This window comes from Burkholderia anthina (genome assembly GCF_902498995.1).
In the GTDB taxonomy this organism is placed as follows: Bacteria; Pseudomonadota; Gammaproteobacteria; order Burkholderiales; family Burkholderiaceae; genus Burkholderia; species Burkholderia anthina.
In genome coordinates this window covers 404,559-428,401 of the sequence record NZ_CABVLY010000001.1, presented here as the reverse complement: position 1 = coordinate 428,401, position 23,843 = coordinate 404,559, and the positions used below count along the sequence as shown (strand labels likewise).

The 23,843-nt window shown below is 62.3% G+C and carries 34 protein-coding genes, 1 tRNA gene and 1 pseudogene; 9 read left to right on the top strand and 27 right to left on the bottom strand.

All coding sequences use genetic code 11. The annotated features are described in order from the left end of the window. Nucleotides 1-248: 248 nt before the first annotated feature. The gene (locus tag BME24068_RS02060) at nucleotides 249-1,163 is read right to left on the bottom strand and encodes an integrase domain-containing protein (protein ID WP_174925013.1); all 915 of its coding nucleotides are present in this window, start codon (nucleotides 1,161-1,163) and stop codon (nucleotides 249-251) included. A 1,150-nt stretch (nucleotides 1,164-2,313) separates the two neighbouring features. Here BME24068_RS02060 and BME24068_RS02055 point away from each other — a divergent pair. Then, complete coding sequence (locus BME24068_RS02055) at nucleotides 2,314-3,231, top strand: hypothetical protein (RefSeq protein WP_239007755.1); 918 nt, start codon at nucleotides 2,314-2,316, stop codon at nucleotides 3,229-3,231. 217 nt (nucleotides 3,232-3,448) lie between these two features. Here BME24068_RS02055 and BME24068_RS02050 read toward each other — a convergent pair whose 3' ends face one another. The 8 genes from BME24068_RS02050 to BME24068_RS02015 form a co-directional block, all read right to left on the bottom strand. Continuing rightward, nucleotides 3,449-3,916 carry a hypothetical protein gene (locus tag BME24068_RS02050; RefSeq protein ID WP_174925012.1) on the bottom strand — a complete coding sequence of 156 codons (468 nt, stop codon included), beginning with the start codon at nucleotides 3,914-3,916 and terminating at the stop codon, nucleotides 3,449-3,451. Nucleotides 3,917-4,002: 86 nt separating this feature from the next. Continuing rightward, entirely contained in the window at nucleotides 4,003-4,290 is a 288-nt protein-coding gene (locus tag BME24068_RS02045; protein ID WP_174925011.1) for a hypothetical protein, read from the bottom strand. Then, nucleotides 4,283-4,570 carry a DUF3077 domain-containing protein gene (locus BME24068_RS02040; RefSeq protein WP_174925010.1) on the bottom strand — a complete coding sequence of 96 codons (288 nt, stop codon included), beginning with the start codon at nucleotides 4,568-4,570 and terminating at the stop codon, nucleotides 4,283-4,285. The genes BME24068_RS02045 and BME24068_RS02040 overlap by 8 nt, the downstream gene beginning before the upstream one ends. Next, on the bottom strand, nucleotides 4,563-4,841 hold the full coding sequence (locus tag BME24068_RS02035; RefSeq protein ID WP_174925009.1) for a DUF3077 domain-containing protein: 279 nt from the start codon (nucleotides 4,839-4,841) through the stop codon (nucleotides 4,563-4,565). The genes BME24068_RS02040 and BME24068_RS02035 overlap by 8 nt, the downstream gene beginning before the upstream one ends. Continuing rightward, on the bottom strand, nucleotides 4,834-5,067 hold the full coding sequence (locus tag BME24068_RS02030; RefSeq protein WP_174925008.1) for a hypothetical protein: 234 nt from the start codon (nucleotides 5,065-5,067) through the stop codon (nucleotides 4,834-4,836). Before BME24068_RS02030 ends, BME24068_RS02035 begins: the two co-directional genes overlap by 8 nt. Continuing rightward, on the bottom strand, nucleotides 5,060-5,347 hold the full coding sequence (locus BME24068_RS02025; protein ID WP_174925007.1) for a hypothetical protein: 288 nt from the start codon (nucleotides 5,345-5,347) through the stop codon (nucleotides 5,060-5,062). The genes BME24068_RS02030 and BME24068_RS02025 overlap by 8 nt, the downstream gene beginning before the upstream one ends. Continuing rightward, a complete protein-coding gene (locus tag BME24068_RS02020; RefSeq protein WP_174925006.1) occupies nucleotides 5,340-5,516 on the bottom strand; it encodes a hypothetical protein in 177 nt (58 codons plus the stop codon). The genes BME24068_RS02025 and BME24068_RS02020 overlap by 8 nt, the downstream gene beginning before the upstream one ends. Before the next feature lie 54 nt (nucleotides 5,517-5,570). Beyond that, nucleotides 5,571-5,855 (bottom strand): hypothetical protein, encoded by a 285-nt coding sequence (locus BME24068_RS02015; RefSeq protein WP_174925005.1) that lies wholly within the window; start codon nucleotides 5,853-5,855, stop codon nucleotides 5,571-5,573. A 109-nt stretch (nucleotides 5,856-5,964) separates the two neighbouring features. Between BME24068_RS02015 and BME24068_RS02010 the strand changes: the two genes are divergently transcribed. Both BME24068_RS02010 and BME24068_RS02005 read left to right on the top strand, forming a co-directional pair. Next, nucleotides 5,965-6,216, top strand: coding sequence for an Arc family DNA-binding protein (locus BME24068_RS02010; RefSeq protein ID WP_085509419.1), 252 nt, complete (start codon nucleotides 5,965-5,967; stop codon nucleotides 6,214-6,216). Between the two features lie 172 nt (nucleotides 6,217-6,388). Continuing rightward, nucleotides 6,389-6,970: a hypothetical protein gene (locus tag BME24068_RS02005; protein WP_174925004.1), complete on the top strand. Its 582-nt coding sequence runs from the start codon at nucleotides 6,389-6,391 to the stop codon at nucleotides 6,968-6,970. A gap of 222 nt (nucleotides 6,971-7,192) precedes the next feature. Here BME24068_RS02005 and BME24068_RS02000 read toward each other — a convergent pair whose 3' ends face one another. From BME24068_RS02000 to BME24068_RS01950, 11 genes are all read right to left on the bottom strand, one after another. Further along, nucleotides 7,193-8,077, bottom strand: a complete 885-nt coding sequence (locus BME24068_RS02000; RefSeq protein WP_174925003.1) for a baseplate hub protein — start codon at nucleotides 8,075-8,077, stop codon at nucleotides 7,193-7,195. A 10-nt stretch (nucleotides 8,078-8,087) separates the two neighbouring features. Then, nucleotides 8,088-8,309: a hypothetical protein gene (locus BME24068_RS01995; RefSeq protein ID WP_174925002.1), complete on the bottom strand. Its 222-nt coding sequence runs from the start codon at nucleotides 8,307-8,309 to the stop codon at nucleotides 8,088-8,090. A 13-nt stretch (nucleotides 8,310-8,322) separates the two neighbouring features. After that, on the bottom strand, nucleotides 8,323-8,946 hold the full coding sequence (locus BME24068_RS01990) for a hypothetical protein (RefSeq protein ID WP_174925001.1): 624 nt from the start codon (nucleotides 8,944-8,946) through the stop codon (nucleotides 8,323-8,325). Beyond that, on the bottom strand, nucleotides 8,927-9,415 hold the full coding sequence (locus tag BME24068_RS01985; protein ID WP_174925000.1) for a hypothetical protein: 489 nt from the start codon (nucleotides 9,413-9,415) through the stop codon (nucleotides 8,927-8,929). The genes BME24068_RS01990 and BME24068_RS01985 overlap by 20 nt, the downstream gene beginning before the upstream one ends. A gap of 148 nt (nucleotides 9,416-9,563) precedes the next feature. Further along, nucleotides 9,564-10,019: a hypothetical protein gene (locus BME24068_RS01980; RefSeq protein ID WP_174924999.1), complete on the bottom strand. Its 456-nt coding sequence runs from the start codon at nucleotides 10,017-10,019 to the stop codon at nucleotides 9,564-9,566. A gap of 3 nt (nucleotides 10,020-10,022) precedes the next feature. Beyond that, nucleotides 10,023-10,340, bottom strand: coding sequence for a helix-turn-helix domain-containing protein (locus BME24068_RS01975; RefSeq protein ID WP_174924998.1), 318 nt, complete (start codon nucleotides 10,338-10,340; stop codon nucleotides 10,023-10,025). A 13-nt stretch (nucleotides 10,341-10,353) separates the two neighbouring features. Beyond that, nucleotides 10,354-10,635 carry a helix-turn-helix transcriptional regulator gene (locus BME24068_RS01970; RefSeq protein WP_174924997.1) on the bottom strand — a complete coding sequence of 94 codons (282 nt, stop codon included), beginning with the start codon at nucleotides 10,633-10,635 and terminating at the stop codon, nucleotides 10,354-10,356. A gap of 60 nt (nucleotides 10,636-10,695) precedes the next feature. Next, complete coding sequence (locus BME24068_RS01965; protein ID WP_174924996.1) at nucleotides 10,696-11,211, bottom strand: hypothetical protein; 516 nt, start codon at nucleotides 11,209-11,211, stop codon at nucleotides 10,696-10,698. 609 nt (nucleotides 11,212-11,820) lie between these two features. Then, nucleotides 11,821-12,087, bottom strand: a complete 267-nt coding sequence (locus BME24068_RS01960) for a hypothetical protein (RefSeq protein ID WP_174924995.1) — start codon at nucleotides 12,085-12,087, stop codon at nucleotides 11,821-11,823. Next, nucleotides 12,080-12,355, bottom strand: a complete 276-nt coding sequence (locus BME24068_RS01955; RefSeq protein WP_174924994.1) for a hypothetical protein — start codon at nucleotides 12,353-12,355, stop codon at nucleotides 12,080-12,082. Before BME24068_RS01955 ends, BME24068_RS01960 begins: the two co-directional genes overlap by 8 nt. Before the next feature lie 106 nt (nucleotides 12,356-12,461). Further along, nucleotides 12,462-12,632 carry a hypothetical protein gene (locus BME24068_RS01950; RefSeq protein WP_174924993.1) on the bottom strand — a complete coding sequence of 57 codons (171 nt, stop codon included), beginning with the start codon at nucleotides 12,630-12,632 and terminating at the stop codon, nucleotides 12,462-12,464. Nucleotides 12,633-13,132: 500 nt separating this feature from the next. On the opposite strand from BME24068_RS01950, the gene BME24068_RS01945 reads away from it, so the two are divergent. Next, nucleotides 13,133-13,209 (top strand) — tRNA-Met (locus BME24068_RS01945). 242 nt (nucleotides 13,210-13,451) lie between these two features. Here the strand turns inward: BME24068_RS01945 and BME24068_RS01940 are convergent. Together BME24068_RS01940 and eco are read right to left on the bottom strand one after the other, a co-directional pair. Next, nucleotides 13,452-14,576: pseudogene (locus BME24068_RS01940) on the bottom strand (right-handed parallel beta-helix repeat-containing protein); the annotation flags it as partial. A 566-nt stretch (nucleotides 14,577-15,142) separates the two neighbouring features. Continuing rightward, nucleotides 15,143-15,643 (bottom strand): serine protease inhibitor ecotin, encoded by a 501-nt coding sequence (gene eco / locus BME24068_RS01935; protein WP_096502123.1) that lies wholly within the window; start codon nucleotides 15,641-15,643, stop codon nucleotides 15,143-15,145. 143 nt (nucleotides 15,644-15,786) lie between these two features. On the opposite strand from eco, the gene BME24068_RS01930 reads away from it, so the two are divergent. Continuing rightward, nucleotides 15,787-16,083, top strand: a complete 297-nt coding sequence (locus BME24068_RS01930; RefSeq protein WP_174924992.1) for a hypothetical protein — start codon at nucleotides 15,787-15,789, stop codon at nucleotides 16,081-16,083. A gap of 193 nt (nucleotides 16,084-16,276) precedes the next feature. On the opposite strand, the gene BME24068_RS01925 is transcribed toward BME24068_RS01930, so the two are convergent. Continuing rightward, entirely contained in the window at nucleotides 16,277-16,678 is a 402-nt protein-coding gene (locus BME24068_RS01925; RefSeq protein ID WP_096502127.1) for a hypothetical protein, read from the bottom strand. Nucleotides 16,679-16,795: 117 nt separating this feature from the next. On the opposite strand from BME24068_RS01925, the gene BME24068_RS01920 reads away from it, so the two are divergent. Further along, complete coding sequence (locus BME24068_RS01920; protein ID WP_096502129.1) at nucleotides 16,796-17,176, top strand: DUF5594 family protein; 381 nt, start codon at nucleotides 16,796-16,798, stop codon at nucleotides 17,174-17,176. Nucleotides 17,177-17,364: 188 nt separating this feature from the next. After that, nucleotides 17,365-18,732 carry an MFS transporter gene (locus tag BME24068_RS01915; RefSeq protein ID WP_096502131.1) on the top strand — a complete coding sequence of 456 codons (1,368 nt, stop codon included), beginning with the start codon at nucleotides 17,365-17,367 and terminating at the stop codon, nucleotides 18,730-18,732. A 25-nt stretch (nucleotides 18,733-18,757) separates the two neighbouring features. On the opposite strand, the gene BME24068_RS01910 is transcribed toward BME24068_RS01915, so the two are convergent. From BME24068_RS01910 to BME24068_RS01900, 3 genes are all read right to left on the bottom strand, one after another. Continuing rightward, nucleotides 18,758-19,339: an AAA family ATPase gene (locus BME24068_RS01910; protein WP_174924991.1), complete on the bottom strand. Its 582-nt coding sequence runs from the start codon at nucleotides 19,337-19,339 to the stop codon at nucleotides 18,758-18,760. Further along, the gene (otsA, locus tag BME24068_RS01905) at nucleotides 19,332-20,753 is read right to left on the bottom strand and encodes an alpha,alpha-trehalose-phosphate synthase (UDP-forming) (RefSeq protein WP_096502135.1); all 1,422 of its coding nucleotides are present in this window, start codon (nucleotides 20,751-20,753) and stop codon (nucleotides 19,332-19,334) included. The genes BME24068_RS01910 and otsA overlap by 8 nt, the downstream gene beginning before the upstream one ends. A gap of 150 nt (nucleotides 20,754-20,903) precedes the next feature. After that, complete coding sequence (locus BME24068_RS01900; protein ID WP_096502137.1) at nucleotides 20,904-21,101, bottom strand: hypothetical protein; 198 nt, start codon at nucleotides 21,099-21,101, stop codon at nucleotides 20,904-20,906. 288 nt (nucleotides 21,102-21,389) lie between these two features. On the opposite strand from BME24068_RS01900, the gene BME24068_RS01895 reads away from it, so the two are divergent. Both BME24068_RS01895 and BME24068_RS01890 read left to right on the top strand, forming a co-directional pair. Continuing rightward, nucleotides 21,390-21,941, top strand: coding sequence for a hypothetical protein (locus BME24068_RS01895; protein WP_174924990.1), 552 nt, complete (start codon nucleotides 21,390-21,392; stop codon nucleotides 21,939-21,941). Next, nucleotides 21,938-22,432 carry a hypothetical protein gene (locus BME24068_RS01890; RefSeq protein ID WP_096502141.1) on the top strand — a complete coding sequence of 165 codons (495 nt, stop codon included), beginning with the start codon at nucleotides 21,938-21,940 and terminating at the stop codon, nucleotides 22,430-22,432. Before BME24068_RS01895 ends, BME24068_RS01890 begins: the two co-directional genes overlap by 4 nt. 67 nt (nucleotides 22,433-22,499) lie before the next feature. Here BME24068_RS01890 and BME24068_RS01885 read toward each other — a convergent pair whose 3' ends face one another. After that, complete coding sequence (locus BME24068_RS01885; RefSeq protein ID WP_174924989.1) at nucleotides 22,500-23,837, bottom strand: ABC transporter ATP-binding protein; 1,338 nt, start codon at nucleotides 23,835-23,837, stop codon at nucleotides 22,500-22,502. Between the last annotated feature and the right edge of the window lie 6 nt (nucleotides 23,838-23,843).

Sequence of the window (23,843 nt, the reverse complement as noted above, 5' to 3'; positions counted from 1 at the left end):
GCTTCCTCCGCCAAACCGTTATTGCCGGAGCCGGTAGTTGCGATCACGGCACGCGATATCCCAATGGATCGGCCAAGTATGCGTGCATCTGATCGTTCGACCAAACAGTGCATCTCGGAGACAAGCGGATTGGCCGAGGCGCCTTTCCGGCTCGGCACAACTTCCGCCATGTCTCACGTGATACGCCAACGAAGGGTTCGATTTGCTTCCACCTTGAGTGACCGACGAACGGCAATGCACCGACGTGCTTATGCATTGCGCACCTCCACTTCGGCCAACGCCTCGCGCCCATAGACCCGCTCCACCCACGTCCCGCGTCCATCCCCGTGGCCAAGCCATGTCGACACGCCGGCGGCCGCCTCCCGACGCGAGACACCGGCTGCCTTCTGCCTCTCTAGGTGCTCGGTCGCGTACGCGTATCGGAGGCTATGCGGTGCGCGCTCATCTGTCATACCGACCTTTCGTACGACATAGTGGTAACGCTCCATCGCCCGCTTCAGATCCGGCTTGCGTACCAGCTTCCCGCCGTACTCGTTCGACAGCCTGATCGCACGCTCCACCAACTCGGCGGCGCGCTGCCGATCCAGCGGTGGGCTTCGACGCGTCTTACCTCCCTTCGTCCCGTGAATGATGGTCACGAAGCCATCCCCGATTGAGTTCGAAAGCGCGCGCCGCCATTCGGCCAGCGACTTGATGCATTGAACCGCCTCCCTGCCCCGCAACCCAAGTTCGAGCTGCAGCTCGAGCACAATCGCGACGCCGGGATCGATCGCAGTAACAGCAGCACGATACGGTTCCAGCTCGTCGCGCGTCATCGGCCGCTTCGTGCCGGCCCGACTTGCGCCCGATAGCCCGAGCGCCGCATTGCTCATCTTGTCGGCAAACGGCCGGCGACCGATCCCTTCGAGCGCCGTTCGGATGTGCGTCATATTGTTGATTGCCGTCCGCTTCGAACGCCCGCGCGCCAACATGTCGCCCGACCATGCGAACAGATGCTTCTCCTTGAGCTGGCCAGTTGTGTGAACCTGAAAGCCCAGGTCCCACAGAAACCGAGCAAAACGCGCGAGCGACTTCTCCCGACCTTTGGAGGTCGAGTTTGCCTGTTTGCCACGCGCCCCGCGCGCAGCACGGCACAGGTCTGCCGTGAGAGATTTGTGCGACATGCGTACCCCGCATCCATGACGTGAGGCTCGACCCCCAGTTGCCTCCCTATCCGCTGGACGGAGCCGCTCAAACGCAGCTGGGAGACAACAAACGGGGGCACGAGCCTCGGCCTGGTGAGATTGGGAGCGTTCTACGCCAGCAAGCCGGCGCAGCCCGGCGCGCATCAACCCGATGAGGGTCAGCACGCGGCGGGAGGACGCTTCCCCCGTTTGATCCGTGTTTTGGCTTTGCGACCGATCGGGGGCGCCAATGCCCCGACCGCGCGAATTGATGCGTGCCGAGCGAGTCGACACGAGATTCCATACGCCAAGGCCAAGCACGCCGCCAATCATCACGAGGACGATTGAGACGGACGCAGCAAGGCACGGCGTTAGCGCTGGGGGGCGCACGTCACGGATTGATTGCCGCGGGAGCGGCATACGGGGATTGCACATCGCGCCTTTCGCAGGAAGCAAAAGGCGATGGAGGGCTTCACCTAGCGGCGAAACAGTCACGAGTCCATCAGGAAACGATGGACGGATTTTGGGCGTGGGCCCTACTCAGTGAATTCGGTGATCAAGTCACCGTGCCCGCATAGCGAGCTTTCCAAACAATTGCCGATTAGTTTCGGCGCACTTCAGTCGATGCCCTTAACCCGGGCTAGGTGTGAAGCTAGATTAGCGATGCTCGTACCGGTTGGCAACAGGTTTTCAGCGCGCCCTGTCCGGCGACGAAGAGTGGCGGTCACACCTACAGAGTGACGCACGCATTCTGTCGTGACGGCGTTCGGTTTGCGTGCGATATCGCAAAGTGATGCTCCGCTAGGGTAGGAAAAACGTGATGTTGTCGTGCCGCGACAACCGAAACTAGATGTCAGATGCGCAAGTCAAGACCTGATCTCTCAGTCACCGCCAGATCAGGCCTGAGATTGCTTGGCCGTCACTTCATCAAGGGCCGTTACCGACCCCGTGCTGCCGTCCGCCCCCGGTCGCGCTTGACGGCAGCTTCTGAGGTGCAGCGGCCATGTGTTCGAGCGCGTGGGCTAATACGTCATCGACCTTATAGTGGACCGGGTCATGGGATGCCAGAGCCAAATGCCTCCCGCACAGCAGCACGCCAGCCAGCGCCTGATTTCCGGGGCGGGTGCGCTGCGTTCAGCCCGCGATACACTTGTTGCTTCAGCATCCAACTGCGCGTGCAAAGATGGGCGTTATCTATCTCGACCACAACTTCGTCTCCGATATTGCTGGGCATACCCGCGTCGCCGACGCGGATGCTGAACGCGGTCGCGCCACGGAGACCGTCAGGGCGGGTGAGCATCGCTTCGCGGTATCGGTCTGGAACATGTACGAAACAGCGCGGGCTGGCCGTAAGGAAACGAAGGACGGCTGCATTGAGTTCATAACGGGCGTCCGGCCGCTCTACTGCGCAAACCCGCGTCTCGTTCAGGTGCAGGAGGTCGTCCGATATGCAGCCGACCGGTACAACGACCACCCATACCGCGTCGAGGAGGTCAGCCCGTTCTTCGACACGCCCGCGCAAATGTGGGCAACCTTCGCCAGCCCGCATAACCCCGCGACCCCTTTCGTAGGCGAGAGCTTCCGCGACGGTGTGGAGATGCTGACTCATTCCGACCTGCGCCGACATCTTGACGCCGCGCTTGATGATGGACCAGTGGCTGCTGCGGTTGGCCGTCAAGCGTTCGTCGAAGGGGTCCTGGAACGTGACGAGCAGTTGATCGACCAGCAGTGGTTGATGGAACTGCTGCCCGAGCGGAATCAGGCCGACAACGCATGGATCGATCAGCGGCGACGCGTAGCGTTGGTCGACTTCCTCCTTGCCCACATCGACGACGCGTACCTGCGCTGCCCAGCGTTCCACGCCGAGGAACAGACCTATCGGCATCGAGTCGCAAGTCAGCGTAGGCTCAGGCGATCGGACGGCATTGACGTCCAGTTTGGCGTGCTGGCGGTCGCCTACTGCGACGTGATCGTCACCTCGGACAGGGCATTCCGGGAGATGCTGATCGCCGTAGCCGCGAGGATTGATTCCCAATGCAGGGTGCTTTCGCGACTGGCCGAGATATAGGCAGATTGCCTCGGCGTCTGCGCGTAACTTTGTACCGCCGTGCTCGTTCAATCGCTTCGACAAGCAACATTGCAACTCTTGCGAAATTAGCGGCCAGTTCCTGACTGGAACCGACGTTTGAACGTCTACGCGACAGTACGAACGAATGACGTATCATGGCCGAACTGAGTCAGACGAACTTACGCTGTCTGTTTGGTCTAGTCCAGCCTTATACACGTCAGAAGTGGGCATCGTTTTCGGCGGCGCGCGATACATACTTGCGCAGTTGCCAGTCTCGAATCTGTAGCAGTGCGTTTGCCCACTGCCCCGGTGTCAGCGACCTCCACGACGCCTCCGGTTTCGGCCACACACGTCGAACACGAAAGCCGTCGATGTCATGCCACGCGGGACTGGTGGGATTCGCCTGGTGTGCGGGGGTGTAGAGCGCAACGAATGCCGGCAGGTTCGCCATCTTTGCCAGTTCCCGTATCACGCCCGTTGGCTTCTCCTGACCGATGTCCCGGGCGACCTCCACAAGGGCCAACGGAACCTTGTTCCCATAGCCGTATTCGACAAACAGGACGCTATCCAGGTCGGCCATCGTCAACGATTGCGCTTTGCGGCGCTCGAGATAACGACCAATCGATCGCGGCCGATGCCAGACGCCGTAGCATCGGTCACGGATCAGGAATTGTTCTTCTTGCATATTTTTTGCTCTGCCGGTTGGCGGCTCTAGGGATGGCCCCTCAGAAGCCAACCAAGACGAAAGAAGTTGTCGACCACCGGCCGAAGCTATTCGATCCCGTACAGAGCCTCGGGGTCTTCCAGATCCTCGACCAGATCCCATTTCCCCAGAATCGGTGGCATATCTTCGAGAATCGATCTGAGATAGATCGCAATGCCGTCTTCCAGTCCAAGCCGAACGTCGCCAGCAACTCGTGACAGTTCGGAGCGAAGCTCATCCGGAAATCGCACACAGAAGGCTGAGTCCTTGCAGCATCGGTCCGTCCACTGTATGAGCAACTCGTTGGCGCGCTTCGCACCATGGCGGTAGTCCTCCGTGAGATTACGCTTAGCCATGGTCCATCTCCTTACTATCGACCGCAATAGCCGATACAGCAGCGTCGAGTAGTCCCTTGGACATCCCCGCGACAGCGATAGCGGCATACATCTGGCTCGAGCATTCAGTGCTATTGGATGCAGCGTCTCGAAGCACGTCCAGCACGACGCTGAGATGACATGACGAAGCCTCCAGGGCTTCAAGAACCGGCATACCAGCCGTGACCGAAAAATATCCAGTCATCGCATTGCCATCAAGAGGCTCTTCAGCGAGAGTCTTAAGCGTTCGAATGTCAGACATGGTTCACCTCCGCGTCCTTCGCCAAGCCGTACTTGACGAGTGCAGCGTCGGCAAGACCTTTGCTGATTCCGATCAGTGTGAGGGCGCCGTGAAGCGTCGATTGCGCCTCAGGGTTCGACTCCATGCCGTTGGCGACAGTCGTAATGATGGTAAGCGCCGCCTCCAAGGTGTCTGACGCTTCCTGCAAGGAATCTGCTATCGGTGCATCAGCCCCTACAAGCAGGAGCCCGTCAGACCCGCCGATCGATATCGAAAACGATGCCTTAGCCATGATTCGCTCCCACGTCATCAAGCGCCTCGAACAGTTCGGCGCATTTGGCGACTAACTCAGCACTGGAAAGCAGATGGTTCGAAAGGGACAGGATTGTCAGCTTAAGCTCGCGTCGCGCGTCCTCTCCCGATAGAGTGTGAGCGGCCGACGGACTCCTCTGGAAGTCCGCCAAATTGACGATTTGAGATCCGCTGCCCAATTGAGATGTGATCTTGCGGTTATCCACGGCGCACCTCTTCTCTGGGGCTGCTGGATGCGCCAATCACGATTCCCTTGGCAGCCAACACCTGTTCGAAACAACCAGTTGGACCCACGCCGAGCGCGGAAATAGCGCTATCAAACCGGCCACCAATCAACGGCAGCAACTCAATGGCCATAGAACACGCTGCGCCCTCCCTGTCACTGCCGAGCGAGCCATCGAGAATTTTCCAGAGATCGCTCAAGGCCTGAACGGCATTGGAAATGTCACGACCCGCAGCAGATTCACGATCGTAGATCTCAGACATGGCAAACCTCCGTGCGAGCAAGCGCGGCCAGACGGCACAGCGCGTCGCCAGCGATATCCAACGCATCTGCATCGGTGGACGCGATCGATGCGTTACGCAATGCATCTCGGACGATTCGCTCGACTAGGCGGGACGAACCCTCGCGATCAGTTGATTCATTCTTAATCATCATGTTGTCCTAATCATTAGACGCTAAAAATGCCATCCACTGGCGTTGACTCAGTCAACCATCCTGCTCTTCAGCCAGTGACAACTCCATGTCATCCGTCTCGAGCGGAAACAACTGTTCGTCCTTCACCAGGCCAAGATTCGTGAGCGCCGGCAGGTCGGTACGGGCGTCGACGCACCACAGCGGACTGCCCAGTACTTCGACTTTCCAGTCGAGGCAGATGTCCGCCGCGCGCGACAGGACGCGGACGACTCGCGTCTCGTGGCGAGTCGACAGAATCGCAAGTTGACCGACGTGAACGGGCACGGAACTTTGCCGCATCAATGCTTGAGTACGCATAGCTATCTCCTCATCGCTGTGGATGGCAACACTGGGGATCACGGTGACTTGATGATATACACCACGGTGGTCCATTGTCAACACCACCGTGGTCCATCATAATTCCGACATGACACGTGAAGATCCACAGATGAAGCTGCGCCTACCGGTCGAATTGAAAGACCGGCTAACGGCGCTCGCGGAAGAGAACGGCCGATCGCTGAATGCGGAGGTCGTGAAGCGGCTCGAAGAAAGCCTGGAACCGGATGTGAACGGAGCGCCACCAGTCGACGACCGAACCATGGACCTCTTCGCCGACACCGTGGCCGGCAAAGTCGTTCAGGCGCTCGATGAGCGAGAAAAGCGGCACAACAAACGTTAGTCGAACACTCACCGCCCGCCTAGATCATCCAAAAAATGCAGGCGTCACGTCGCCAAACGCCCGCCAGATGAGGGAGTCAGCACTCGGCCGGCGCGGGCCTCGACGAGCGTGTTTCTCGTGCGAACCTGGCCGCGAACATCGGCCGATACTATGTGCGCTACCGGAGATTGCGATGGGACTGTTTTCCTGGCTCAAAGGGCGACCCAACGAGACCCCGGACCAGCAACCGAAGCCATCTGAAGCGCCATTGCCGGCGGCGTCACCGGACCGGACCACATTACCCCCGAAGGAACGGCTGCGCGCGCTCGGTCCGATTGGCTGTCCCGACATATCCCCCCTGCCGACCCCCGCCGTTGAACAGCTACGCGCCGCTGAGGCACAGGCTCTTGCCAGCGGCGCAATAGCAGCCAAGTGGCGCTCGTCCCGATACTATGAGCCGTATGGCGGCACCGACCACCCCGAGCGTGACCACAAGATATACACGCTTCGCGACAACTGGGCGATGCAGAAGGGCCTGATGCAGGCGGGGCCAGACGGCTACACGGACGAAATCACGGCTCCGCATGAAGAAACTGGATGCCAATGCTACTTTGTGTACGTCCATGCTCTGCGCGACTTGCCCGAGGAAATGCTCACTGAGCACGGCCTCGCCGAGCGCCGAAAGTCCGACGCTATCTGGGCGGAAATGAAGAGAAAACACGGAGAGCCCAAGATAACGCTTGGGGCAGTTCGACGCGCTAAGGACAAGTCCTGACCGTTTCGCTTGCGCGCGCGTACTGGTCGCATTACTCAGAAAGCGGGTGCTGTTGGCAGCAGCAATTCGATCGGGTGTTTCGCATGTTCGCAGTCCGGCCCCGTCTGATTTCCTTTGATTGTTTTCAAACGGTGACTCTCGCGTCGGCACCAACTTGGCAGTTTGCGAGGGCGATCGGCATTCCGAGGCCCCACCTGCAAATGCGACCACGTCGCGCGCGGTTCAGAGGGCCAACACAGACCCACTGAACGAGGTTTCCCACTGCCCGTTTGGCGTTTCGCTTTCAAGGTCATGGGCAATGTCGAATAGGACGAATTTGCCGTTGGCGAAAGGCAAGCTACTCTCTAACTGCACAGCGGCACCGTAGTGCAAGTGTGGGTTGAATAGCGTACGAACCAGTACTCCGCCAGCGGGAGTCCCTGCCGGATAGCCGATCATTCCCGTCTCTGGCGATATTGTCTGTACGAAACCACTGCGACTTCCACCTTTCGGCCAGATTGCTAGTACGCCGTTATCGAGCGACCAGTTGATGTTTGCCGCATTTGCGCACGCTTCCATCTGCCGCTTCGGTGAGCCCGGGAAGTACGGTGTCGACAGGATTACCGAAACGCCATTGTTTTCGAACATGTAGCCGTTTTGCGTGGCGAGGTTCTGCATGATGATCGCGGCATCGGCTGATCCTGAATAGCTCAATGCTGGCGCCACCTTCACTGCCTCAAGGAGACCGGGACACGCCGCCACGTGGAGTGCGACATCTGGGGCGTTGTTGTAAGTCGGCATTGCCATCGATATTTGGCCTTGGAAGATGACGCTCATCCCAACCAAATCGTCACCGGCCTCGATCACAAGCTGGTTGAAGCGGATTGAGACCTGCCCGTTATCCAACCGATTGACGCTCAAGAGCTGGTTCAGAAGAGACGGCGTCAACCCGTGGATGATCAACGATGCTTGCCCCATGGACGGCGCACCTGCATTGGCAATCGTCGCCTGAATACGCAAACCGGACACGGTGACAGTGTCGTACTTGCCGTCGAACGAATACTGCACACCATTCGTGTCTCGGCCCAGCTTGAAGGTTAGGTTGATTTTCTTGCGAGTGAAGCTCATAGGATTTCCGTTAGATTTGGTTCAGTTGCTTCCTGCAGGCGCGCAGCAGGTCGTTAATACGCTTCCGGTAGGCGAGCCAGTCACGGGCGCGCAAGCCATGTATGAGCGCGTTTTGTGATGCCGCGGCTTTGCCATCGTCAGTCACCGGTCCGGTGGACTGCTCCCACGGTTTCCATCCGCGGATCTTTTCTGCCTGTGCGGCCCGCTGCTCGGGCGTCCAGCGTCGCGGCATGTTCGCTCTCTCGTTAGTCTGTTAATAGTTCGTTTGATCGTTCCGGCGATTCTTCGCTCGTGCGCGCGGACGTGCCCTGCGTCACCGGTCCGTTGTTGACCTGCTGATTGCCCGCTGCATTGTTCTGCTGCTTGATGAACGCGACCGACTTGGGCGCCTTCAACTCGCCCAGGACGCGCAGTGTTTGCGAACATTGAGCTTGGGCTTTCAGAGCCATGCGCATGAGGATTTCGGCTTGCGGGAGACGCTGGGCGATATTTGCGCCCGCAAGCTGCGCACACTCGTTGTAGATCGAGTTGAGCGACATGGCCTGCGCGACAAGTAGCGCCTCGGGCGTCGTCATGTCACCCTCGCAAACCTCCTTCACACGCTTGTGAAACTCCTCGTACATGCTGACGACGTTGGCAGGGCCGTACGCCTTCATCGAGTCAGGAATGAAGCTCATTGCCGTGTGAGCCGCCATGAATGACGGACGCGTCATCAACTCGGCGGTGGTCTTCCCGCGCTTCTCCGCGCGCTCTTTGTCTGCAGACGCTGCGGCGGCGGCGAGCTGCCGGTCGCTCTCGACTGCCGCGACGGAACTGGATGCAACCGCAGGCTCAGCCGCTTCCATTTGTTCAGAACGAGCCGTCTTCATTGATCCCCTCCCGGTAGTCGATCTGGTCGAAGCCGCTGTGGCGTGACGGTTTCCGGTTGCGATTCACGTAAGCGACCGGATCGAATTTGCCGGGTTGCTGCTGCACGGCCTTTCCGTGCACGCGCGCAGCCTGTTCCCCCTGGACGGTCAGGACACATTGCCCATCGGCAAAACGCCATAAACGGAACCAGCCATCGCGCACACTGTTCCGGAAGGCCGCCCGCCAGTCCCGGTATTTCTTTGCCGGGTTGTCGAGATGGCGCTCGCGAAATTCCAGCCAGGCGATCTCAAGGAAATCGTCAGGAATGCCGGCACGCTCCGCGTAGCGATAGATCGAGTCATCGGCAGGAATGGCCTTTTCACCGGCAGCCTTGCAGGCATCAAGGAACTCGGCCATCGTTACCTCTTCGTGCCGACGTTTCCGTTTCGGTAACGTTTCAGTCTCGGGCAGCATCGATTGCAGGTTCATTGCCGCACCTCTCTCCGGGAAATTGCCTGTGTAGATGGCATCTCTAGAGGGTGCACGCCCGGCGTGTTAGAGAGACCCGGTGAAATGGGCCTGATTGACACGATCGGCGTGTCAACATCGGAGCCCCGCAACACGCCGGACGTGTCAATCAGGCGGCGTGTGACACGATCGGCGTGGTAAGCGATGTGTTTTTCATGGCGATGGTCGGAGGGTCCGCTAATGCCATGAAAGGGAAAGCTCGGGGCGAAACGTCGTACCCGTCGTTCGGGTCGATTGCGAAAAACGTCAACGCGTACCAGCTCGCCTTGTTCGGCCGTCTGCCCTTCACGGTCTCGAACAGAAAGCCTGCCGCCATCAATTCCGCCCGCGCCTTGTCCAGCGTATCGCGTGACTTCCAACCGCGCTTTTCGTGCATGTGCGCCCAAGTGCAGATCATCCGCCCATTGTCGTCTCCCCGATACTGTTCGAGGAAATCCAGCATCAGCCGAACGGCATGCGACGAGAGTCCAATGAAAGCCTTGCTTTGCAAGACAGACGCCGGCAGCGCGTAGAACCGTCCGGACGCCCGTTTCTGCTTGGCGCCCTTGAACCGTTTGTTCGCCATACATCACGCGGCCTCCATCATGTCGACGAGATCCAGTTCGCGATCAAGCAGGCTGTATCGCGCCACGTTGGCGTGCAAGAAGCCGTCTGAGTCGACGGCCGAGACGCGATGCGCACAGATGCGATAACCGAGCCGGACAAGCTCCTTGATGCGTTGCGCGGGGTGGCTGATACCTCTGGCACGCAAGCTGTAGGTAGTCTGCCCATCAGCCTTGAGATATTCGAGCACGCGCTTGCATTGCGCCGCGGCCGACATATCTTTATTATTGAGTTTGACATCACTGGCTGCCTTGTTTTTCGGGGTGGCCATTTTTTTATTCATCTCAGGCCTCCTGTCAAATACCGCGCATCGATTGCTCGATGCAGTCCACCCGATAACTGACGGGATCAGCGAACCAGCGATGGAGTTCGCGGTTCGGCCATGCAGTGCAACGTAGAGAGAGATGTTGCCGGCGCGGGAAGCGGCCTTCCCTCTCGCGCTTGCGTAGCGTTTCACGGCAGAAAGGGATAAAGGGTCGCAGATCACTCCATCGCGAAAAACCATCAAGCGGGAGTGAATCCGGAATGGAAAGGTGTGCGCCACCGAGCGATTGCGCGCTTGCTGCCTTGTTCGTCATTGCTGTGCCTCCTTAGGCGTCGTTTGCAATGACAAGGTATATTTTCGTTCGTCGGCTATCCTAAGGCGCGTTTCCGTTTTTCTTCTTGATCAAGCCTGCGTTTTTTAGAATGTCACGTACTCGTCGGTCCGAATACTTAAAGTGCCGCGCCGTAATTGATGCCAACTCGTGAGGCTTCTTTCCGTTTTCGAGTTGCTGGGAAGCATATTTGACTATAGCGTCGTGCGCCGACGTTACGACGGGTTGGCGCACTGAAGCGGTAGCCTTCCCACCCTCGATCGCAGCCTTTCGACGCTTTACTTTAGTCTCCGCATAGGACGCCGCGTTGCTCGCCAGCTCTTCCTCAAGTGCTCGGATCAATTCGGGGTTGCCATGTACGCTACGCTTCTCGATATCAAGATGTCGCCTAAAGTCTTCATCCTCAAACACGGCAGATAGAGGTATATGACCCCTGCGCTTTTCTAACCGCCTGCCCCGTTCGGTCTGCGTTGCAAGGCGATGCTTGTTTTTCGAACGTGCAGCCGCGTTGCCGATCAGTTCGTCAAGCGCATCCGGCTTTTTCGCTCCTTTCGTCATCCCGCATCCCTTAATGCGATCCTTCGTGAGCAGGTGCCCCTGCCAGGCCGGTGAAGGTGTCCGGCTTTTCGCTCCGTCGAGCTAGGCAGGGGCAAAACTGTACTTACGTGCTTTCGGTCGTCCGCAACAGTTTTTCACGGAAGTCGCAGTAATCTGAGCACTCCAATGCCCGCGAAGATTGTTTGCGGAAAAGTCTGGGCGTCTTCCCTGTATAGACCCACTCGATGGCAAAACGAAATCTGTCCCGTCCTGTCCGCCTAAGGTGCCCACGCAGGTTCCCTGGATAACACCAGCGATGATGCTGCGGAAAAGTTCGCAGGGAATCGAAGTAACCCGACGAACGAAGCTGTTTCTCGCTGCCACTCCAGACCAAGCAGTCTTCCGACGTACGGTAGTCAAGCAATACTGACTCAATTGTGACGTCAATGCCTGATTGACTTGCCGAGATAGATGCAAAACGCGCTTGCAGCGGGAACCCGAACCAGCGCCTATCGCGGATGGGAAGTGTCCCTTGCATTGAGTCCATGAGTTTTCTCCTTGGCTTAGAAGTGCGGGGCGTTTGCCGCCCTCCACCCCGGGGTCTCAAAGCATCGTGATTGCCAGCCCGCGTTATCCGCGCGCTGCCACTTCATGGATGGCGACAAGACTCTCGTTGGTTGCCCGCTCCGCATACATAGAGGCAATTTCGATTGCCGAATCTACGAGGTTGAGCATGTTGAATGTCTCTTCTTCGCCAGAGGTGACGACACTACGCATTACGTCGAGAAGAGTACGCACGCGCATCAGTGCATCACCGGCCGCGTCAAGTTCTCTCGCTGCACACGCTTCGAGAGCCTGAGGCAGACTCAAGTTATCGGTCGAGTTTTTGTCAGCCATGGCGCACCCCGCTTGCATTGAGACCGGCTTTTACGGCTCGCTCACGAATCACATCGATGTCATTGGCCTGTAGGTCTGCTTGTAAAGCACCATGCTCACATAGCGCTTTGATCTCGCGGTCGTCCGTCAGCCGAGAGATGCTGCGAAAGATTGCACTCATCGCCTCAGCCTGCTCGTAGGTGATGTTTGCGGTACCTTCGATGTCATCGATGGAAACGGGCTCGAATCCGTTGACGATGATGCGTTCTGTAGAATTGGCACTAGCCATGATACGAACCTCCACTAAAGGTCGTGCTGTGGTCAGGCAGGGCAGGTGTTGGCGCACCTGTTCCCGCCGCTTCTGCCTGATACCGTCAGGCAACGGTCGAACGCCTTCACGCGCAGCCATCCGGACGCCGCCCTTCGAGCAGTTCCTTCACTTCCTCCAGCATTTGTACAGCCGGTAGCAAATGTTGATCGCGTACATGGCGGCGGCGCGCCTGGTAGAGGTGAAATAGCGCCACGTCCAGCTTGCCCTGCACGATCTCGACTTCGTATTCGTTCATCATAGGCACTCGATATCGATCAGGCGGCTGACAGGCCGACATCCAATCATCTATCGTTCGGGGGTATTTTTGGGGGTATAAATTCCCCGATATCCCCCAACATCTCCACGCACTAACTAGACATGAATTCTGTCGGGGACCAAAGATCCTCCAAAGTTTCACCAGCTTCGCGACAAGAACCCCGTCACGCTGCGCTGTTGCATGCCCTGTATCGGACGGGCTACGAATCACGCATGACATGGACAAGGGCTCCGCGGGACCCCGCTGCAACTACGCTGCTTGAACCAGAATACAGCCGCGACGTCGTCGAGCGTCAGACCGCACACGCTGAACGCAACCCGGTCACGTCAGCCTACGCTCACGCCGAGTCGCTCGAACGCCTGCTGGTCAAGCCCCTCGAAACGCCAGAGACAGAGCCAGCTCGCCATACCGAACAGGCATCGTAAAGAGATTGCCCCATTCGTTTGACACGGAGGTAGCACTCCGCGTACACTTCGCGCCGCGGGGTGGAGCAGTCTGGCAGCTCGTCGGGCTCATAACCCGAAGGTCATAGGTTCAAATCCTATCCCCGCAACCAAATTCGAAGCCCGCTCTGCGTCAGCAAGCGGGCTTTTCTCATTCGCCCGGGCGGTTGCCGTTGGATCGACACGCGCAGAATGCTCGGCGTCTTCGACGGCTGTTGTAGCCCGGGCGCAGTAGGCGTAACGGTCGCAACTCAACGTTCGACCGACCTGTATCCGTTCGGTTTATGAAGGCAGTGCGAAAAACGCGCTTGCGGAAAAGCACCGCTGTGGCGCCCCGCAAACAGCCATCCCCCCATCACTGCATCAACCCCGTCCTGACCTGCGGCATCAAGCTCACGCTCGCCCCGGCCACCGCCAACGCCCCCGCCAACGACGCCCCGGCCGGCAGCGCCAGCGCGGTGCCATCGCCGAGCAGGTTCGCATCGACGACGATCTGGCTCGCCGCGCAGCCGTTCGTCAGCAACTGCACCGGCGAACCGACGATCGAAGCGAACGTATTCCCCGTCACACTGAACGAACACACGTTCCCGTACGCCCGAAACCCCGAATACCCGACGCCCGACACCCGGTTATCAGCCACCACGACATCCGACACCGTCCCCAACCACGTATCCAGCTCGATCGCGGCCTGCTGCGTCGGCTGAAGCCCGTTGTTCACGGTCGAGTTCTGGATGTTGGTGACGGCATTGCCCTTGATGACGACATTCGACACCCCGTATGTCTGCCAGCTGTCTTCCTGCGCGACGAGGATCCCCGCCGCCTTCTGAACGCCGTCGACCGTGTTGTTCGAGATCGTCACGCCCTGCCCGCCGACGACTGAAATGCCGCGCCCCCAAGGGTTGCCCGACACCGCGTTACGGTCGATCAGCACGTTGCTGCTCAGACGGCCGTCGTCGATATAGCTGACCACGGCGATCATATCGTCGCCGGTGCCGGTCACCGTGTTGTTCTGCACCAGCACGTTGGTCGAGCCGTAGGTCATATGGATGCCGTCGGCGAGCGTCGCCCGCACGGTGTTGCCCACGATCGCGACGCCGCTGCCGCCGAACACGAAGATCCCGGCGCTCGCACCGCCCTGGATCGTCACGCCGAGCACCTGAACGTCCGTGCCCTTCACCTCGACCTTGGTCGACTCGGGCGTCGTGAGGCGCGTCGTGCCGGTGCCGGCGAGCGTTACGCCGACGAGCGTCGAGCCGGCGCCGCTCATCACGATCGTCTGGTCGGCCGGATTCGTGGCGGCCAGCGTCGCGCCGTATCCGGAAATCACCGCCTGCGGCACCGTCACCGCGAGCGAATGCCCGACGACGTACCGCCCCGGTGCGATGATCAGGCGCTGGCCGGCCCGCAGGCTGTCGATCGCCTTCTGAAGCGCATCGGCCTGATCGCTGCCGTCCGCGGCCGGAGCAATCGTCATGTCCGCAATGACAACCGGCTTGGCGCCGTCGACGGGCTGAAGTGTCGCGCCGGAAGTGCCGGAAGTGCCGGAAGTGCCGGAAGTGCCGGAAGTCGGCGCGGCGCTGCCGGAATTCGTCGGTGAAGAGGAAGTGGCCGATGAAGCCGATGCGCCGGATGCCGCGCCCGTAGGGTCGGCCGGCGATGTCGATGTGCTCGCAACGGTCTGCGGTGCTGGCCCGGCGTTGTCGTCACCGCCACCGCATGCGGCAAGACCAAGACAGAGCGCGGCAAGCGTTGCCCGATCGACTGTACGCATACGATGTTCCACTAGCCCAAGGTGGCCTCATCGTAAGTACGTCAAGTTACTTTGTAAATAAATAATGCGGCGTGCTTCGCATCAACCGTTCGGTGTCCTCTGTCATTCATCGAAGCGTCATCACGACGACATGCAACACGCGCTAGCGCTTCTGCGTGACAGGCGAAAAGGGGATATGGATTCAGGCAAGCGACGGCGCGAGCCGTCGTGATCGGGAAGTATCGCGCAAACCGCATGCAGCCATGCGGCGACAGGCGGCCCGCGCCAATACCGCTTTACTGCGTCACTGCATGCTGCACGTCCTTCGACGCATGCCACACACGGTAGCGCACGTCGAAACCGTCCGGCACGTACACGACGAGCGGCAGACGACTGTTGTAGCGCAGCAGCTGACCGTCGCCGCGCACCTGGACGAACCGCTGCTGCGGCGCCTGGCCCGGGCACGCCATCAGCGTCGACGCCGGCCCCTTCACGTCGGTCAGCCGATAGTACGTATAGCCCCAGCCCTTCACATCCTCGGCGGTCAGTTCGCCGCCGAACCACTGCTGGTTGCAGTCGGTCTGCAGCGTCTTGCCGATCATCAGCTCGACGCGAGCGTCGCCCTCGTTCTCGAGCGCGGGCAGCGCGATCACCGCACGCTGCTGCCCGGCCGCCGGCTGCGGGAACATCTTGATCGACTCGGCCGACACGGCGGGCGCCGATGCGGGCCCGGCCGCGCACGCGGCGGCGGTCGTGACGCAAATGGCGGCCAGAACAGCCCGGATCGCGAATTTCATCGATATGCTCCTCATAAACAAAATAGGCTCGGATGCTAACACTTTCGTCGCAACAGCTTACGAAGCTGTAATTTGAAGACACAATTGCAAACAGCCCGCAATCTCCGCGCGCGGTACTTATAGGGGAACCAAGGGAGAACATCATGCTGAAGCTCATTGCTGCCGCCGGCGTCGCCACGTTGCTGGCCGGCTGCGTCGTCGGTCCGGAGGCCGGATACGGCTACGGACAGCCCTACTATTCCGATCCCGGCTATGCGTACGGCCCGTCACCGGTCTACGGCACGGTCAATATCTGGGGCGGTGGCGGCGGACGCGACTGGGACCGCGGACGTCGCGACTACCATCGAGGCGGCTGGGGTCACGGCGGCGGGCGTCGCGGCGACTGGAACGAAGGCGGCGGCGGACGCGGTCATGGCGACGGCGGCGGCCATCGCCACTGATCCAGCCGGTCCAATTGCAACCGTTTGTATCCGCACGCCGCCCCGCGCGGCGTGCCGCGTAGCGCACGAGAATTGACATTCGCGAAATGACAAAGGCCCTCGCATCATGCGAGGGCCTTGCTTTTTGTCGTCCTGCGTACCGGCGGTTCGATCGGCGCGTACCACGCCGCGCCGAATCCGGTCATTCACCCGCTTACCAGCCGGCCGGCTGCGCATAGCCGCCCGACACGGGCGCACCGCACACGTACGCGCGCTGATAGCGATCGTAGCAATAGTTCGGGCCGCCGCCCTGATACTGCGCCTGCTGATAGGTCGGATAGTCCGGCTGCTGATACGCCGGTGCCTGGTAGTAGGTCGGCGGCTGATAGGCCGGCGCCTGATACACAGGCGCCTGGTACGCGACGGGCGGATTGATCGCGGACGTCACGATCGCGCCGAGCACCGCGCCGCCGATCAGCGCGCCGATGACGGCGCCGCCGTCGCGGCCGTGTGCGGACGCCGGACCCGCCGCGACGAGCGAACCGGCGAGGACACATACTGCGGCAATTTTTTTCATGATGGACTCCCACGCGAAGTGGTACTGGATGCGATGCATTGTGGCGGCACCCGGCCGTAATAGATGCAGCAAGTGGTAACGCGCCATTACGGGTATCACGCACACCGAAACGCGGCACCGCCGTGCTACGATTTTCGGCATACAGGAGACGCCTTCATGCAGCCCGAAACCACCCGCCGTTTCGATACCGAATTCGCACCGCGCATCGCGCAGGCAATCGCCGCTTTCTTCGCCGATCACGTCCAGGCCGACGTCGTCCCGTACGGCGGACACGGGCAACCGACGCGCGTGCGGATCCGCAGCGCGCCGCACGAGCACGTGAGCGGCTACGTGCATCCGCTGAACCTCGAGCTGACCTGGGACGGCGACGAGATAGAACGACTGATGGAGCCCGACGGTCCCGCGCGCTTCGAGCACTACCTGGGCGCGCTGCCGAGGAAGCTGAGCGCGTGGGAGGGCGCACGCGACATCGATCTGGCGTCGCGCACGCAGGCCGACCCGCTGGTGCGGCTCGGCGGCCTCGACTTCGAAGGCTGAATGCACGTGCCGGCCGGCAGCCGCGCGCGTCGGCGTCGGCCAATGCGAGCCGGTGATACACTCGACCGGTCCCGCTTCGGCGCAGATGTTGTGCCGGCCTGGCCATTCACCGCCGCCTCCACCCGTGGGCATGGTTGCGCACGCAACCGGCATCCGGGCGCGCGGACAACCACGCTTTCGCTCCCGTCATGAACGCCGATATCGGCCTGCCGCTTCCGCAACGCTACTGGGCGATCGTCTGCGTCGCACTGGGCATCACGCTCGCCGTGCTCGACGGCGCGATCGCTAACGTTGCGCTGCCGACGATCGCGCGCGACCTGCACGCGTCCGACGCCGCATCGATCTGGATCGTCAACGCGTACCAGCTCGCCGTCACGATCACGCTGCTGCCGCTCGCATCGCTCGGCGAGCGCATCGGCTACCGCCGCATCTACATCGCCGGGCTCGCGCTCTTCACAGCGGCATCGCTCGGCTGCGCACTCGCCGGTTCGCTGCCGATACTCGCGGTGATGCGCGTGATCCAGGGGTTCGGCGCGGCCGGCATCATGAGCGTGAATGCGGCGCTCGTGCGGATGATCTACCCGTCGGCGATGCTCGGGCGCGGGCTGTCGATCAACGCGATGGTGGTCGCGCTGTCGTCGGCAATCGGCCCGACGGTCGCGTCGGCGATCCTGTCGTTCGCGTCGTGGCCGTGGCTGTTCGCGGTCAACGTGCCGATCGGCATCGCCGCGGTATTCGGCAGCCTCCGCGCGCTGCCGACCAACCCGCTGCACAACGCGCCGTACGACTTCCCGAGCGCGCTGATGAACGCCTGCGTGTTCGGCTTGCTGATCATGGCCGTCGACGGATTCGGCCACGGCGAAAGCCGCGCATACGTCGTGATCGAGCTGGCCGTCGCGTTCGGCATCGGCTACTTCTTCGTGAAACGTCAGCTGTCGCAGCCGGCGCCGCTGCTGCCGGTCGACCTGATGCGCATTCCGATGTTCGCGCTGTCGATCTGCACGTCGGTGGCATCGTTCACGTCGCAGATGCTCGCGTTCGTCGCGCTGCCGTTCTGGCTGCAGAATTCGCTCGGCTTCTCGCAGGTCGAAACCGGCCTCTACATGACCCCATGGCCGCTCGTGATCGTGTTCGCCGCGCCGCTCGCGGGCGTGCTGTCGGACCGCTACTCGGCCGGCGTGCTCGGCGGGATCGGGCTCGCGCTGTTCGCGCTCGGGTTGCTGTCGCTCGCGACGATCGGCGCACACCCGGGCACCGTCGACATCGTGTGGCGAATGGCGCTGTGCGGCGCGGGCTTCGGGCTGTTCCAGTCGCCGAACAACCGCGCGATGCTGTCGTCGGCGCCGCGCGAGCGCAGTGGCGGCGCGGGCGGGATGTTGAGCACGGCACGGCTCACCGGCCAGACGCTCGGCGCCGCGCTCGTCGCATTGATTTTCGGGCTTGCGCCCGATCGCGGGCCGACCATCGCGCTCTATCTCGCGACGGCGTTCGCGGCGGTCGCAGCGGTGGTGAGCATGCTGCGCATCGCGTCGCCAAAGCCCGACGCGGCAACCTGAAATCGACGCGTGCAACGCGCGCACGTCACGCCGCGTCGAGCGTATCCATCACGAAGCGCACGCGGGCCTTCACGCTCGCGCGCGGCAGCTCGATCAGCCGATAGCCGTACGACGTATAGCAGTCGACCATCGCGTCGTAGGTCCGCACGGCTTCCGCGAAATCCTGCCGGCGTTCGGTGTCCTGCGCGTAGATCTCGGGCCATGGCGGCGCGATGAACACGCGCCGGTGATAGCGAAAGCGCCGCGCCGCCGCTTCCGCATGCGCGGGCACCGCAAGGCCCGTCAACCGCAGGTAGCCGATCACGTCCGGCACGCCGCGATCGAAGAACACCGGCCCGCGCGCGCATCGCGCCAGATGGTGCGAACGCATCTCCCAACCGAGCATCAGTTCCGCGAAGGCGGCCCGGTCGCGCCACGGCAGCGCCTGGCCGTCGATCGCCATCTGGTCGCGGATCACGCCACGCCCGGCCTCCTGCGAGCGCGCGAAGCCGGCGCGCTCGAGCGCATCGAGCAGCGTGCTCTTGCCCGAGCCCGGGCCGCCCGTGACGACGTGGAAACGGCCGGCCGCATCGTCGTCGGCACCGGCCGCTTCCGCGCGCTCAGACATGAGCGATCCGCCGGCCTGCCCGCTGCGTGACCGACGCGGCGGCCGCGACGCTGCGCAGGTCGGCGACGAAGGTATCGCGCCATACCGACAGGTCGTTCTCGCGCAGCCGCGCGAGGTTCTGTTCATGACGCGCCTGCCGCTCCGCGAGCGGCATCGACAGCGCGCGCTCGAGCGCGTCGGCCATCTGCGACAGGTCGTACGGATTGACGAGCAGCGCGCCGGTCAGCTCGGCTGCCGCGCCCGCGAACTCCGACAGCACGAGCACGCCCGGATCGGCCGGATCCTGCGACGCGACGTATTCCTTCGCAACGAGGTTCATCCCGTCGCGCAACGGCGTCACGTAGCCGACCTGCGACATCCGGAAGAACGCCATCAGCAGGTTGCGTTCGTACTTGCGGTTCAGGTACTGGATCGGCGTCCAGTCGAGCTGCGAGAAGCGGCCGTTGATGCGGCCGGCCTCGCCTTCGAGCGTTTCGCGAATGTGCTGGTAGGTCTGCACGTCGGAGCGCGTCGGCGGCGCGATCTGCACGAGCGACACGCGCCCCTGCCAGCCCGGCGCGTTCGCGAGCATCCGCTCGAACGACTGGAAGCGCTCGACCAGCCCTTTCGAATAGTCGAGACGGTCGACGCTCATCACGAGCTTGCGGCCGTCGAGTGCGTCGCGCAGCATCTTCACCGGCTTGCGCGAACCGTACTGGACGGCCGCCTCGGCGATCGCATCCGGATGCACGCCGATCGGATAGGCGGCGACCTTCACGACACGGCCGTGCGCATGCAGCATCCCGTCGTCGCTCGCCGTGCCGATCCCGCGCCGCTCGATGTAGTCGGCGAACGCCTGTTTGTCGGCATCGGTCTGGAAGCCCGCGACGTCGTACGCGCACATGAACTTCACGAGTTCCTCGTGCGGCGGCACGAGGCGCAGCATCTCCGGCGACGGAAACGGAATGTGCAGGAAAAAGCCGATCGGGTTCTTCACGCCGAGCTCGCGCAGGAAATGCGCGAACGGCAGCAGGTGGTAGTCGTGTACCCAGATCAGGTCGTCGGGCCGCAGCAGCGCGGCGAGCTGCTTCGCGAGCATCGCGTTCACGCGCAGATAGCCCGCGTACTCCTGCCGGTCGAAGCGGGCGAGATCGCCGCGGTAATGGAACACCGGCCACAGCGTCGCGTTCGAGAAGCCGCGGTAGTACTGATCGTAGTCGCGCCGGGTCAGCCCGACCGTCGCGTACGTGACGTTGCCGTCCCGCTGAATCGCGGGCTCGGCGTCGGGCGTACCGACGATCTCGCCGTTCCAGCCGAACCAGACGCCGCCGGTTTCCTTCAGCGCGTCCATCACGCCGACCGCGAGACCACCCGCGCTCGGACGTGTGTCCTCGCCTGCGGCGACACGATTCGATACCACGATCAATCTGCTCATGCAGCTTCCCCTCCTCGATTCGATTGGATGACGCACGGCGCGCGCCAAGACGGGCGCGGCGGCCCGAAGGCGGCCACGCGGCGATTCAGATGTGAGCGATGCAACAAAGAGCGCAGTGAAATGCGGCAGCGGAATGCAACGGCGACGGCGTCAAGCGTCCTGCTCCTGGCCGAGATCGCGTTGATAGTCGAGCCCTTCCGGGCGTGCGCCGCCCTGGTTGTGATCGCCGTCGGACGGCGTCTCGTCGGGCGCTCCCGCTGGCGGCGCAACAGGCGTGTCGCGCTGCGGAACGGGTCGGCCGGCGCCCGCCTCGGGCGGACGCGGTGAAAGGCGTTTCGAACGGCGCATGGCTGAGTGCCTCATATGCAGCGCGGCTCGGGGCCGTCGTTGAAACATTCCATAACAAAACAGTCTAGGTCGCTTGCGCGCAGGCGATGGTAACAATTACCTTCAATTTGTAACGTTTCGACCCTTCACCCATCATCTGTCCGACAATGGCGCCGCGCGTACGCGCGCGAGCCGCCGCCCGGCGATTTGTCAAAGCTTTGCAGTTTTCCTATGACAATTGCGAAACAATGACGCGGCAAGGGGGCGCGCACGCGTCGCCGCTCACCCAGACAGGACTTGCACTCAGGGATGAACATTCGCTTCGAATCGCCGCGTCGGGCCATGCCGGCGCGCATCGTGCTGGCCGCGATCGCCACGGCCTCACTGCTGTCCGGCTGCAACTCGCTGTACAGCGAAGGCGCAACCGCCGGCGCCGGTATCGCTGGCGCCGCGATCGCATCCAAGGTCACCAACAACGCCGCCGTCGCGACGGGCATCGGCCTGGGCGCCGTCGCCGGCGCCCGCGCGGGTGTCCAGTACACGCAGCGCGTCGCTCACCGCTATACGCAGGAACAGATCGCGAAGGCGGCCGGCCCGCTCGATGTCGGCGGCGTCGCGCCGTGGTCGACGCACCATTCGTTTCCGATCGAGGACGACGAACAGGGCCGCGTGACGGTGAGCCGGATAATCAGCGTCGGCCCGCTCGACTGCAAGGAAATCGTGTTCGCGGTCGATACGCCCGCCAAGGGCGACAAGGCCGCGCAATCGGCGTTCTACGTCGCCACGATCTGCCGCGAAGGCCCGGTGTGGAAATGGGCGTCGGCCGAGCCCGCGACCGAACGCTGGGGCGCGCTGCAATGAGCGTCGCGATCCGTATCGCGGCGATCGGCGCGCTGTGCGCGGCCACCGCCGCGCTGTCGGGCTGCGGCTCGGTCGGCGCGGCAAGCGGCGCGCTCGCCGGCGCGGCGACGGGCCTCGTCACCGCGAACCCGGCCGTGGGCGTCGGCGTCGGCATTGCCGTGCAGGCGGCGACCGACGAGGCTGTCAACCGCACGATGAAGCAGCTCCATCAGAACCAGCAGGACGCGATCGCGAAGGTGGCCGGCACGTTGGCCGTCGGCGAAGTGAAACCGTGGAAGGTAAAGAACACGCTGCCGCTGGAAAACGGCGAAGGCGAAGTGCGCGTCGCGCGCGCGTATTCGACGGCGCTCGCGCTGTGCAAGGAATTCGCGTTCTCGGTGAAGGACGGCGACAAGGCCGACTGGTATTTCGCCAGTGCGTGCCAGCAAGGCACGCACTGGAAGTGGGCGTCGGCGGAGCCGGCGGTCGATCGGTGGGGGAATTTGCAGTAACGACACGAAGCGTCGCGCGTAACGCGTGCGACGCAAGAAGCCGGGCCGCATGGCCCGGCGCACGCGCTCAGGACTCGACGTCTTCGAGACTGAAGATTTCGGTCTGGTCGTTGTACGAGAAGATCTCGCCGTAACGGCCCCAGTCGATCACCGCGTCGAGCGTTTCCTCGGCCGCGCCGTCGGACAGAAAATCCTCCAGCTCCTGCTCGAAACGCACGCGCGGCGCGCGGTGGCCCGGGCGCTCGTTGAGCACCTTCTTGATCCGCGCGGCCAGCGGCACATGCTTGAGCAGATGATCCGCGAACATCAGCTTGCGCTCCTGCGTGCCGAACTCCGCGAACACGCGCCCCGGCGGCGTCAGGAACACGTCCCCTTCCCGCACGTCCGCGAAGCCCAGGTGCTGCAGCACTTCGGCGATCGGGAACAGGTCGTCCACTTCGAGATGCAGCGTGCGCGCGATTTCCGGCATGTCCGCTCGGCCGTGGTACGGCGCCATCGCGAGCGTCTCGATCAGGCCGGCCATCAGGTTGGTCGACACCTGCGGCAGCCAGCTGCCGAGTTCGAGCCCCTTCTTCGTCGCTTCGCCGGTCTGGCGCGCGGTCATCTTCGCGTAGATGTCGTCGACGAGCTTGCGGAATGCCGGGTCGAGACGGTTGCGCGGATGCTTGAACGGCACCTTGATCTCGGCGATCACGCGGCCCGGGTTCGACGACAGCACCAGAATCCGGTCGCACATGAACACCGCTTCCTCGATGTTGTGCGTGACGATCAGCACCGACTTGATCGGCATCCGGCCTTGCGTCCACAGGTCCAGCAAGTCGGTACGCAGCGTTTCCGCGGTCAGCACGTCGAGCGCCGAGAACGGCTCGTCCATCAGCAGGATCGTCGGATCGACGACGAGCGCGCGCGCAAAGCCCACGCGCTGGCGCATCCCGCCCGACAGCTCGCGCGGGTATGCGTTCTCGAAACCGTCGAGACCGATCAGGTCGATCGCCGCGAGCGCGCGTTCGCGCCGCTCGCGCGCGCCGACGCCGAGCGCTTCCAGCCCGGCTTCCACGTTCTGCAGCACGGTCAGCCACGGAAACAGCGCGAAGGTCTGGAACACCATCGCGACGCCTTCGGCCGGGCCGTTCAGCGGCTTGCCGAGATAGGTCACTTCACCGCCGGTCGGCTCGATCAGGCCGGCGATGATGCGCAACAGCGTGGATTTGCCCGACCCGGAACGGCCGAGCAGCCCGACGATCTCGCCTTCGCGCAGCGACAGGTTCGCATCGTCGAGCACGAGCAATTCGCCCTGCGTCTTGTTGAAGCCACGGTTCACGTGGTCGACGCGCAGGATTTCCTCGCCGAGGCGCGGCGACTGGGACGTCTGGACGGGGGCGTTTACAGCATTCGGATTGTGCATCGCGTT